This window comes from Nostoc foliaceum FACHB-393 (assembly GCF_014698505.1).
Lineage (GTDB): Bacteria > Cyanobacteriota > Cyanobacteriia > Cyanobacteriales > Nostocaceae > Nostoc > Nostoc foliaceum_A.
This window is the reverse complement of the sequence record NZ_JACJTD010000025.1, coordinates 23,887-36,388: the sequence shown is the minus strand read 5'-3', so window position 1 is coordinate 36,388 and position 12,502 is coordinate 23,887. Positions and strand designations below refer to the sequence as shown.

Genomic DNA, 12,502 nt, shown 5'->3' with positions numbered 1-12,502 from the left:
ATAATCCAAAATCTAAAATCTAAAATCCAAAATAGTATGAGACTTAAGAATGAAAGCACCATTACCTGATAATGAAACACAGCGAATCGAATCTCTTTTGGAGTATAAAATCCTCGATACTCGTTCGGAAGCTGCTTTTGACGACCTTACCCGTTTAGCCTCATATATTTGTGGAACTCCCATTGCCTTAATCAGTTTAATTGATAGCGATCGCCAGTGGTTCAAGTCAAAAGTTGGTTTGGATGCCCTAGAAACACCGCGAGACTTGGCATTCTGCGCCCATGCTATTCTGCAACCTGAGGTTTTTGTTGTGCCTAATGCAACAGTTGACGAAAGGTTTGCTACAAACCCGTTAGTCACCTCTGACCCTAATATTCGGTTTTATGCTGGTGTACCACTAACTAACCCTGAAGGATATGCACTAGGAACACTTTGCGTAATTGACCGTGTACCAAGAAATCTCTCTCCAGAACAAGTGGAAGCATTACGAATTCTAGGTCGCCACGTAATCAAGCAATTAGAAATGCGGCGCACTTTAGCAAGTTTAGTATTGGCGAGTCGTACACACAAACAAGCACAGAAGGGACGCAAACAATTTTTTAAAAGAGTAGCTGGAGGATTTGGGTTAGCATCGGCAATTTTAGTTTTGATTGGCGTGATTTCTTATCAAAACACACGCATATTGATTGATACTAGTAATCAGATACAAAAAACCCAAGAGAAAATCAATAAACTGGAAGAATTACTGTCCGAGATGAAGGATGCTGAGACTGGACAACGCGGTTACATCCTCACTGGACAAGCAAGTTATCTGGAACCTTATCAAGCAGTAGTTGCAAACATCGATCAAAAAATTGCAGAACTGAAGGATTTAATCGCAGATCAACCTAGCCAACAAAAGCAGTTTGCAACTCTTGAATCTCTGATAGCTGCAAAACTTGCCATACTCAAGCAGACTATATACCTGCGTCAAAATCAGGGATTCGAGGCGGCGTTGCAGTTAATCCAGACAAATCAGGGAAAACATCTCATGGATGATATCCGCAAGATCATTTATGAGATAGAGAATGAGGATAAAGGGTTGCTGCAACAGCAGTCACAAGCTGCAAAAGCCAGTGCTAAAAACACGGTTTTGACACTTGCGATCGCTATTTTCCTGAGTTTTCTGATTCTAGGTATAGTCTACTACTTCATTTCTCATGAGGTAAGAGAGCGTAAATTAACAGAGGAAACACTAAACCAAGAACGCAACTTTATCTCAGCAGTCCTTGATACGGCAAGCGCTTTGGTAATAGTTCTTGACACGCAAGGGCAAATCGTTCGCTTCAATCAAGCTTGTGAACAAACAACTGGTTACTCATTTGATGAGGTGAGAGGAAGGCATTTCTGGAACCTGTTTTTACTTCCTGAAGAGGTAGGGCTGGTTAAAACAGTTTTTGAGCAGTTGCGATCTGGTGAAGGGCGCAAAGAATACGAAAGCTATTGGGTAACGAAGGATGGCAGTCGGCGGCTCATTGCCTGGGTTAATACTACCTTGCAAGACTATGAGGGTTGCGTTGAATACATTGTTGCCACGGGTATTGACATCAGTGATGTTTACGAGGAGCTTCGTTTACGTAAACGAACTGAACAACATTTGAAAACACAGTATTTTACAACACGCGTCTTAGCAGAGTCAACTACAATCAACGAAGCTATGCCCCAAATCCTGCAAGGAATCTGCGAAAGTTTGGGATGGACTTGTAGTGAATTTTGGATAGTAGATCAGCAAGCAAATCTATTGTCCTTGCTAAATACATGGTATAAAATCTCCTTTGAGATGCAAGAATTTGACATCCTAAGTCGGCAGACTACGTTTGCGCCAGGAATTGGGCTGCCTGGTCGTGTCTGGGCTAGTGCTGAACCTGTTTGGATTGCTGATGTAGTTAAAGATCAGAATTTCATCCGCTCTCAAATTGCTGCCCAAGCAGAACTACACGGAGCTTTCGGTTTTCCGATCCGTACAGGTAAAGAAATCCTCGGTGTCATTACCTGCTTTAGCCATGAGATCCAGCAACCTGACCCAGATTTGGCAACAGTAATGCATTCTATTGGTGAGCAAGTAGGGCAGTTTATTGAGCGCAAGCAGGCAGAAGAAGAACTTCAACGGCAAAACTTGCGATCGCAACTATTTACTGAAATCACCCTCAAGATTCGTCAGTCTTTACAAATCAAAGAAATTCTCCAAATCAGTGTTACGGAGGTACAAAAAATCCTCCATAGCGATCGAGTTTTGATTTATCAACCTTTGGCAGATGGATCTGGAACCACCATTGTTGAAGCAGTAGTTTCTGGCTGGCTGACAATCAAAGACAAAGAGCTAGTCAATGCTTACTTTCAAGCGGAATATACACAGCAGTACTATCTACAGCAGTACCGTCAAAAACGGCATCTGGGGCTTGCTAATTTTGATCTAGTTGAAGTCCAAAAAAGCCACATAGAATTACTGCAACAATTTGGGGTCAAATCCAATTTGGTCATACCGATTCTGGTTAAAGAAGAACTCTGCGGTTTGTTGATTGTCCATCAGTGCGGCAGTTCCCGCCAATGGTCTAGCTTTGAAACTCATCTTTTACGGCAAATAGCTGATCAAGTAGGTATTGCCTTAGCCCAAGCTCAAATGTTAAACGCAGAAACTCAACAGCGAAAAGAACTCGAAATTGCCCGTCATCAAGCTGAATTAGCTTCTAAAACTAAAAGTGCCTTTTTGGCGAACATGAGCCATGAAATCCGAACTCCGATGAATGCTGTGTTGGGCATGACAGGCTTAATGTTAGAAACTCCCCTAAACTCGGAGCAACGGGATTTTATCGAAACAATTCGCATTAGTGGAGACGCTCTCTTAAGCCTAATCAACGAAATTTTGGATCTATCCAAACTTGAGGCTGGGGAAATGGCACTAGAAACTCTAGATTTTAACTTATCTACCTGTGTAGAAGAGGTGTTGGAATTATTGGCTCCCCCAGCCCATAATAAGGGATTAGAAATTGCCGCGTTAATCTATCCCAATGTCCCCACCCATCTGCAAGGCGATGCTGGCCGCCTGCGGCAAATTCTCATGAACCTGATCAGCAATGCGATCAAATTCACCAGTAATGGAGAGGTCGTACTACGAGCAGAATTGCGATCGCAAAACTCTACTACAGCCACCATCCACTTTGCCATCACAGATACTGGTCTTGGCATTACCTCTGAAGACCAATGCAAACTCTTTACGCCATTTACCCAAGTAGATGCTTCCACCACCCGCAAATATGGCGGCACAGGTTTGGGATTAGCCATCTGCAAGCAACTGGTGAGCTTAATGGGAGGAGAAATTGGCGTAGACAGTCGGTTGGGCAAAGGATCTAAGTTTTGGTTTGAAGTAACTTTTGCCCAGCAACTTCACCCTATTTCCTCAGAAAGCGAACGCGGACTTCTGACTAATCGGCGCTTGTTAGTGGTAGATGATAATGCCACTAATCGCAAAATCATCCACCATCAAGCTACTCGTTGGGGAATGCAGGTAGATCAGGCTGCTTCGGCTGCTACTGCCCTCAAAGCTATTCAGGAGGCTGCCAAGCAGAAAAATCTCTATGACGTTGCTGTGATTGATATGCAAATGCCAGAAACAGATGGCATGACTTTGGGAGAACAAATTAAGGCAAATTCAGCGATCGCTAGTCTACATTTGATTATGCTTACCTCTACTAATCAACGGGATGAAATCCAACGAGCGCTAAAAATAGGATTTGCAGCTTATTTGGTCAAACCTGTCAAACCGTCCCGACTCCTCGATACCATCATGACTATTTTAGGAACGCAGCCAGAACAAGAGGAGTCAGAATGGGCTACGCCCCGCTTTGCTAACAGGAGTCATTACGAAAACAACAGCAACTATCATTCTCCTAGCTCTGACTCCACCAAACTTAGAATTCTTTTAGCTGAAGATAATCTGGTGAATCAGAAAGTTGCCTTGAAACAACTCCAAAGCCTGGGTTATAGCGCTGATGTTGCTGGTAATGGGAAAGAAGTTTTGCAGTTATTGGAAAAAATTCCCTACGATTTAATTCTCATGGATTGCCAAATGCCAGTTCTCGACGGTTTAGAAACCACAAAAGAAATTCATCGATGGCAAGAAATTAGCTTTGTCAATAGTCGTCGTCCTATAGTAATTGCGATGACAGCTAATGCCATGAAAGAAGATCAACAACTGTGTCTAGATGCCGGAATGGACGACTATCTGAGTAAGCCAGTAATGAAAGAAAAGTTGGCTGCGGCGCTAGAGCGTTGGGGAAGTATGATATTTATGGAAAAAGAAACTGTTGCCTTAGAGCAGACAGCTTCTACAACAGATGTAGGTTCAGTTGACCTCCCAATAGATTGGGAACGTTTGCATCAACTCTCGGAAAATAACCCAGAATTTGAATTGGAACTACTGCAAATATTTGTTGAAGATATTCAACCTCGTCTAGAGGTAATTAAAATAGCGATCGCAAATCATGACTTTGAGCAACTGGCGATCCAAACCCATCAAATTAAAGGTGCCAGTGCCAATGTTGGAGCTACAACCATGCATCTAGCCGCAGAAAAACTAGAACAACTAGCTCACAATCAAGAACGTCGAGGTACTACTAATTTAATCTCAGAGTTAGAAGAGTTTCTTAAACTAATTCAAGAATTTTTAATCAAGACTCCTAATTCCTAACTCCTAACTCCTGGGCCCAAACTCCCGCTGTAACTTTAGTAATATTTACTAATAAATAAACAGTAACGATTATCTCCTGTCGGCTCATAACTCAAATTGTCGGCAATGGTAGACATGATTTTTAAACCACGCCCACGCTCTTGATCGTTATCCTCAAATTCAAATGTTTGCTGCAATCGTTGCTCTAAGTCAAAGGGTTCACCTTGAGACCAGATGCGAAGTTCTATATATTCATCTAACCGCACAGCTTCTATCTCAATAAGAGTTTCAATAGGTAAATTTTTGTGGGCATGTTCAACAATATTAGTAAAGCCTTCCATCAAAAGTGTTTGGCATTGCCACCAAATTTGTTTATTGGGAATAGGTGGTTGATTAATCTGCTCGAACCAAGACAAAACTTGAGGCGATGCTGTCAGGTCTGTGTTGACTTTTAGGTAAATTTTATTTTTCACTTCTTAACCCAGAAAATATTTTGAGATGATCATAATCGGTAATTAATTTATTTAATTTGAGTAATTTCACTATACATTTCAAACTAAATTACATATAAGTTTAATTAGGGCAATTACTGACTTTTGAATCTACTTAGCAAAATTTAATTTATGTTTAAAATTCTGGTTATTGATGATGACCCTATAGTGCGAACAGTACTGAAAAGAACACTCCAAAATCAGGGTTATGATACCACTATTGCTAGCAATGGTGAAGAAGGAATTACACAAGCACAGCTTCTACGTCCTGCTCTGATTATCTGTGACTGGATGATGTCTCAGGTAGATGGGCTAGAAGTGTGTCGTCGAATTAGAACAGATCCAGAGTTGGCAACTACTTTTTTTATTCTATTGACAGCTAGGGGAGCAGCTCGAGGAGAGGAGGAAGATAGAGTTAGGGGACTTGACGCTGGAGCAGATGAGTTTATCTCTAAACCAATAGAGATGAATGAATTGAAAGCACGGGTAAGAGCAGGACTAAGGTTACACCAGCTAAATCAGGATCTACAAAGTCAAAAGCAAGCTTTAGAGACACTCAATCAGGATTTGCAAACCCAAAAGCAAATTTTAGAAGCAGAATTATCTGAGGCCGCTGATTATGTGCGATCGCTTCTACCCTCACCGCTTGTAGGATCAGTAACTACAGAAAATCTGTTTATTCCTTCAGCGCAACTAGGAGGCGATTGCTTCGACCATCATTGGATTGACGAGGATAATTTGGCAATTTATTTGTTGGATGTATCAGGTCATGGGGTGGGTTCTGCCCTCCTATCTGTATCTGTGCTGAATGTTTTGCGATCGCAATCTCTACCAAATACAAACCTTTGTCAACCTAGTGAAGTCCTAAAAGCGCTCAATCACGCCTTCCAAATGAGGAATCACGGTGATAAATACTTCACAATCTGGTATGGAGTTTATCACCGCCTGAAACGTCAACTTATTTATGCTAACGCCGGACATCCACCAGCTTTATTGTTATCTAATACCTCTACAACAAGCATCCAAGTTAAACAGCTAAGTTCTTTAGACCTACCAATTGGCTTTTTACCTGATATTCAATTTGAGGATGCTGTTTTTGAAATCGAAGAAAACAGCACTTTATACATCTTTAGTGATGGTGCTTATGAAATTAATCAGTCAGATGGTAAAATTTGGGGTATTGATGCTTTCATTGACTTACTAACAGAATATAGTCTGAAAGATAGGTGTAACCCAAATCAACTATTAGCGAAGATTCTCACTTTAAATGCTCAAGATAATCTTGATGATGACTTATCTTTGGTAAAAGTTAACTTTAGTTAGTATAGCCAAATGTGCAGATTCATTTCTTTTATTGTCTACCAGCTTACTGTATTGCCAATACTTGACGATTGAATTCATCTTGATCAGCAAAGCTTTGAAATATTCTATCCATTTTAGTCAGTTCAAACAACATCCTGACTTGATCGTTAATAGAACAGACAAAAAGTTTAGCGTTAGCATTTCGCGCCATTTGCATTCCTGATACTAAAGCACCTAAACCAGAGCTATCAATAAACTTTACTTCTTTCATATCAAGCAACAAAATCTCGGCTCCGTTTGCCAGAAGTCCGCTAATTTCACGACGTAGTTCATTCCCTCTAATCCCATCTAAAATACCAGATAGTTCTAGTACTGTTACACTTGTATTCATGGTTGTATTTTCCTAATTTTGAATTGAAAATATCTATTCATATTTTGGCATTTGCCTAAGGTAAACTGCAAGATGCATAGCAATAATTTTGTATTTTATATGCTATTCTAGCAATCCTAAATGTGTCGTGAAAAATATAGATAAGGAAACGAACCACCAAGAACACCAAGGACGCAAAGATAATAAAAAAAAGAGATATATAATTTTCACAAATGATTTAGGACTGCTATAGCTGTGTTTGATTGCTTGGTGATTATTAGCTATTGCAGCAAGGGAGTTAAGAGTTATTCTCCTTGTCCCTACTTCCCTATTAGACTTCTTTCGGAGGTTGCCAAACGGATGCGCGGATGATCGCCGACAAAAGTAACAAGTTATAGATAGCCCATGCACCATTGAGTAGGTGAACCAAAGGATAATCTAGATGACCAATTGCAAAACGGTAAAGACTCCATAATATCCCTAAGATAGTAAAGATAAAAACAGCTAACTGTGGCCAAACTAACCGGAGATAAATTCCAGACTGCCGTTGCTTAGGTGTTACTTGGAAATTGATTTTTTGTCCTGTAAACACACTCCATACAGCTTGGATTAATAAGGGAAATAAAGCGATAGCATATTGTTCAGAGCGCCAAACTTCTCTAGCTGGAATCCCCCAAGTAGCTGCTAGGAAAGTGAGACGGTTGATAATAAAAGCTGGGAAAAAGTGTAGGGAAAAGTCAGTTCCATAGGTTTTAACTGGAACAATGCCCGTAAAAAAATAGATAATTGGGCAAGAAATAAAAACCAGAGTTGCAAAACCAGAAAAATAACTATACATCGTCTTAAAATATTGCAACCTTTGCCAAAAGGTTAGCCCTGATTTTGTCAATGGATTTTCCCTCACTAGCACTTGGATAGTTCCTTGTGCCCAGCGTAGCCGTTGTTTAAGAGTAGAACTCAGGTCATCTGGCGCTAAACCTTCTGCCAAAAGTTCATTGTGATAAATAGATTTCCAGCCAGCACTATGCAGACGCATGGCTGTATTCATATCTTCGGTAATGCTATTACTCGATACCCCACCAACTAAATTAAATTCATCTAAACGTTTTTCATCTTTGGCAAATTCATCAGCAAAATTTTGCAGTCCTACACTAACTAATGCCTCACGCCTTAGTATCGCATTTGTGCCCGTATAGAAGGCAGCATTCATGCCATCTTTACCTTGCTGAAGTGGCCCATAAAATAAATTTGCTCGATGTCCAAAAGGATCGCCTGGAGGAATATTGTAAAAATCCTGGCGGGTCTGGACAAAAGCAATTTGATTCTGGTCGTATTTTCCTGTTGAAAGATTATAGGTATAGAAATAAGGCAGAACTCGCTTAATAAAATTTGGCTTGGGAATATGGTCGGCATCGAGAGTAACAATAAAATTTCCTGCCGTTTCTCCAGAAAAAATTGCGTAATTGATGTTGCCTGCTTTAGCATGATGCGCTACGCCAGGTGTCTTGGGACGAGCTATGTAGCGAAACCGGGAGAGTTCCAGCAGTTCCAATTCTTTCTTGCGGATAGCTTCTTCTAAGGCTTTGCGTTCGGTAGCTAGACGTTCACTAATACTTTGATGATTCGGAGGTAACCAAAGAATAAACTGTCGCAAACTTTGCACAAATTCGGTAGCAAACTGGTTAACTACTAGTTCCGATGATGATTGCAGCCATTGTTCAGCAGCTTGAGTATTAGGTGTTAAATTTTCCAGTTGCTTCAGGCGCTCTAGCAAACAAGAGTGTTCTGCATCAATCCGATTTGCTTCTTGTTGTAGTAGTGGTGACTGCAAATCCTCAATACACAATCTTTGTGTCATAGCTTGCATATCAGCCGAACTCCCATCATCCAAGACATAAACGCGTAACTTTGTTGGCGGGTAATCCATCCTCAGAGCAGCTTTAGCAGTTTCTTCTACAATTTCCGGCGGCTCGTTGTAGCAGGTCACAAACACGTCTACTGTTGGCCATTCGGATCTGGCTAGAGGTGGGATCATCTGGTCGAGAGACTTAACCTGTCGCACTAAAGGACGCCATAACCCAATCACAAACATTACACCGCCAAAATAGCTATAAATTTCTGCTATCAGCAAAGGAATAGAGATCCATAGCGCATCAAAATTGATGGAATGGGTAATGCGCCATTGCAAATACCAGATACCAAAAATTAAATTTATTTCTGCCAGGTAGCGAAATAACAGCGTTCTTTTTTTGAGTAATGAACGAGTGTTACCTGAAAAGTTTGAGGAATTATCACTAATAGAAACTGATGTCATCTTAGTAGTATTTTAAATTGCTGGTTCTAGGCTGGCTTTCAGCTTTAGTTGATACCAATGGCCGCAGGTTATCGCCAACGCGCAGCGTCTCGTTAGAGAAGAGTGCGGAGAATTAATAGAGTGTGTGTAAGTCCCAAAAATGATTGTTCCAATTGGCATCTCCCAGGACTTACGCACTGAAAACCTGAAAGCTAGATCCCCCCTAAAAAAGGAGGAACCCTAAAAGCCCCAATTTATCAGGGATTGGGGGATTTATTGTACGTAAGTCCTATCTCCATTTAAATCATCTGCATACCCTCAGAACAAGTATTCCCTAGTTCAATTCATTACTAACAACCTATTACCAACGCAACATTACTGGGTAGGGGTAGTGAAAGAGAACGCAAGGACGCGTCGCGTCTTTGCATCCCTACATCTACTTGTCTTGGTGTCCTTTACTACCTGAAACCCAGTAACTTCCAGAATTATCAGAAATTAACCTGCTTTGTTGTGTGGCAGTACTAGGTAGACCTCGCCCAGAATCTCCTTTGGTAACAGCTTGCCACCAAGGAGATTTCATGTTGGTAGTCGGACGAATTAGGGGTTGTTGATTCATCACTTTGTACAGCAAGGATTGCAAAATCATACTGTTGGTGCTGCTGGTGAAACCAATTGCTGTTTTACCTGTGGCTTCATAGAAACCCTCATAAAATCCGGTTAATGGATTGTATAAGTCAGTCGTTCCTTGCAGTAACTGTTGACTATACTTGTTTTCTGGAAACAGGGCATGATAAGCAAAAGCGACTGCTGTACTGACCAATCGCCCCTTTGGTACAGGTTGACCGTTATCTCCTAAAGCTACCCAAGATTCACTCTGCCCAGTAATTGAACTGTGAACAGTGTAAGGTTTACGATCAATCAAGGTGGTGGCTGAGGCTGTGAGAGTGCCAGTCCGACGGTAACGTTCAGCTTGCGCCTGAAAAATTGGTTCAAAGAGCGATCGCATTTTTGGATCTAGTCCAAATTCCAGTGCATAGAGCAAGAAAGGATTACTAACTGTGTATTGGTTAACTTTGGAGTTGGTATCTGTGCGACGACGTTGGATTGGGACTTTTACTCCCTCTACTGAAGCTGTTTGATATTCACCGCCAACAGCAGAACGATCAACATTAAACCCCCATAATTGAAAAGCACGAGCAGCATATTCCTCATAACCTAAACGGGTTTCGGGGTTGACGCGAGTAAGCGATCGCCCGTCTTGATCTTTGGTAACAGTAGCACTGGAGAGAATTCCTTCGCGCACCACACGCAAGTATGACCAATCCAACACAATTTTATCTACAGCAGCCGTGTATTGTGGATGACAGGTTTTTAAGTTGTAAAGTGCTGCCAGCAATCTACCCAAATCTAAAGCTGACCAACCGTTTCCTTCTGAAATCGGATTTCCACCATAATCTACTGGTTGTAGCGATCGCGTATCGTAACCCCGACCAGGTAGCTCTCCTGCAAATAATGGTAACTTTGTCAAGGCTGCTAAAAGATGCCGGGTGCGTCGGTCAAATTCTTTGGGAGTAATTATATCGAGCGATCGCGCTGCATGGAGGGCTGCGAGATAATCTCCCAATCCCCAAAGAGTTGCACCTTTAAAATCACTGCGATCGTCTATCAGCCCACTTTTGGAATGATAATTCGCTTGAAAGTATCGCCAAGCTGCTTCCGCATAGCGCCGTTCAATTACTGACAGTGGCCGATCTAGTTTCAGGTTAGATGATGGCTTGGGACTATCCACTGGGGGAATAGGTGCAACGGCCACTTCTGTAGGTTTAGAAGTATCCGCAGGGGTTGCGATCGGAGTCTTAGCAGTAGTAGAATTCGGTTGATTTGAGGGTGTTGCAGCAGAAGCATTCTCACTGGGCTTACCAGTAGACACACTCGCAGAACCAGAAGCAATTAAAGGGCGATTTCCCTTAGCTTTGTAGTATAAAATCTCCAGAATAAGCCCATTAGTATTACCTGTTAAAGCTTTATTGGGTTGTTTTGATTCTTCATAAATACCAGCATAGTAACCACCATCATCAGGACTGCGAAGATCCTTGACTGCATCAAAAACTTTTTGAGCATAAGCATTATCTGGAAAAAGATAGTGCCAACCAAAAGCAGCTTTGGTACTGATGCTGCGAAACTGTGGATAAGGTTGATTGGCATCGGTGATTGTCGCCCAGTTTGCACCGTTTGCATAGACGGTGTTATAGAGAAAATAAGGCGCTTGGTCGATATTATCTTCTGTAACCGCAGTCAACTGACCTGTGGTATCAAAACGCCGTTTTTGCACATCTAAAACCCTGGCAGCAAAATCAGCTAACTCGCCTTGCAAGCCAAATTCAATCCCTTCAAGGATATAAGACTCACTAACAATGTAATTATTAGCGTTAGTGCTTTGAAAGTCACGGGTATCAACGGGAATTTGGACACCATTAATTTCGACTAACTTAAATGGCTCAAAAGCGATCGCTTTCGGTGCAGAAAAACCCCAAAGTTGATAACCCCTCGCGCCGTATTCTTCATAGCCGAGTCGTCCTTCTTGCACCAGTAATGTTTTGCCGTCTGGGAGAACAGTAGCACCGTAAAGTTGTCCATCTTTGAGCGATCGCGCCACTTGCCACTTTGCTACAATTCCTTTAAGCCAATCATTATATTGCGGATGACAGGTACGGATGACATCAAACGCAGCTAATATTCGCCCAACATCCAAAGCAGACCAACCAATACCCCGCTCAAGTGGATTATTACCATAATCAACCATCTGTGCAGTGGCTGCATTATAAACTTTATTTGGCAACGCATCCTCAAATAACTTCAAGCTGCTAAGAGTCGTCAAAAACTTGTTGAGGCGTGCATCAAAGTCTGCTTGGTCAGTAAGATTTAACCATCGTGCAGCATTCAACGCCATCAAGTAGTTACCCATATCCCAGAGTGTACCCGAAGGATAACCCCCAGTAGAATTGGTAAATCCCGTTGCTGGCTGATAATTTTTGACAAAATACTGCCAAGCAGCACGAGCATAAGTTTGTTCTTCAGATGTGAGCGGGGCTGTAATATTGCTACAGCTATTGGAATTTTGAGATAAGGCTGGTGTCGGGATGTAAAACAACAATTGCAGAAATGTTCCAACTAGGAATAGTGCAATCCATCTCAACAGCTTTTGTTGATGGTGCTTGTATAGCATAAGCAAAGAAGGAGTTAGGAGCGCGTCTGTACAGCTATCGATAGAGTCGAGTAGCGCTAGTGAATGATATTCGCAAAAGTTCTAAATATCAGGGTGAATTACACGGAAATTTTGT

The 12,502-nt window shown here is 41.6% G+C and carries 6 protein-coding genes; 2 read left to right on the top strand and 4 right to left on the bottom strand.

The window, feature by feature from the left end:
- The first annotated feature begins 49 nt into the window (after positions 1–49).
- The gene (locus tag H6G92_RS20640; protein WP_190895469.1) at positions 50–4,726 is read left to right on the top strand and encodes a response regulator; all 4,677 of its coding nucleotides are present in this window, start codon (positions 50–52) and stop codon (positions 4,724–4,726) included.
- A gap of 35 nt (positions 4,727–4,761) precedes the next feature.
- On the opposite strand, the gene H6G92_RS20635 is transcribed toward H6G92_RS20640, so the two are convergent.
- Positions 4,762–5,178 (bottom strand): ATP-binding protein, encoded by a 417-nt coding sequence (locus tag H6G92_RS20635; RefSeq protein ID WP_190895468.1) that lies wholly within the window; start codon positions 5,176–5,178, stop codon positions 4,762–4,764.
- Positions 5,179–5,328: 150 nt separating this feature from the next.
- Between H6G92_RS20635 and H6G92_RS20630 the strand changes: the two genes are divergently transcribed.
- Positions 5,329–6,519, top strand: a complete 1,191-nt coding sequence (locus H6G92_RS20630; RefSeq protein WP_190895467.1) for a SpoIIE family protein phosphatase — start codon at positions 5,329–5,331, stop codon at positions 6,517–6,519.
- Between the two features lie 43 nt (positions 6,520–6,562).
- On the opposite strand, the gene H6G92_RS20625 is transcribed toward H6G92_RS20630, so the two are convergent.
- From H6G92_RS20625 to H6G92_RS20615, 3 genes are all read right to left on the bottom strand, one after another.
- Positions 6,563–6,889: an STAS domain-containing protein gene (locus tag H6G92_RS20625; RefSeq protein WP_190895466.1), complete on the bottom strand. Its 327-nt coding sequence runs from the start codon at positions 6,887–6,889 to the stop codon at positions 6,563–6,565.
- A 310-nt stretch (positions 6,890–7,199) separates the two neighbouring features.
- Positions 7,200–9,182, bottom strand: coding sequence for a glycosyltransferase (locus H6G92_RS20620; RefSeq protein ID WP_190895465.1), 1,983 nt, complete (start codon positions 9,180–9,182; stop codon positions 7,200–7,202).
- Between the two features lie 415 nt (positions 9,183–9,597).
- A complete protein-coding gene (locus H6G92_RS20615; protein WP_190895464.1) occupies positions 9,598–12,387 on the bottom strand; it encodes a DUF3131 domain-containing protein in 2,790 nt (929 codons plus the stop codon).
- Between the last annotated feature and the right edge of the window lie 115 nt (positions 12,388–12,502).

Coding starts and splice junctions, on each gene's coding strand:
- H6G92_RS20630 (WP_190895467.1), top strand. CDS start 5,329: ATGTTTAAAATTCTGGTTATTGATGATGACCCTATAGTGCGAACAGTA.
- H6G92_RS20620 (WP_190895465.1), bottom strand. CDS start 9,182: ATGACATCAGTTTCTATTAGTGATAATTCCTCAAACTTTTCAGGTAAC.
- H6G92_RS20625 (WP_190895466.1), bottom strand. CDS start 6,889: ATGAATACAAGTGTAACAGTACTAGAACTATCTGGTATTTTAGATGGG.
- H6G92_RS20615 (WP_190895464.1), bottom strand. CDS start 12,387: ATGCTATACAAGCACCATCAACAAAAGCTGTTGAGATGGATTGCACTA.
- H6G92_RS20640 (WP_190895469.1), top strand. CDS start 50: ATGAAAGCACCATTACCTGATAATGAAACACAGCGAATCGAATCTCTT.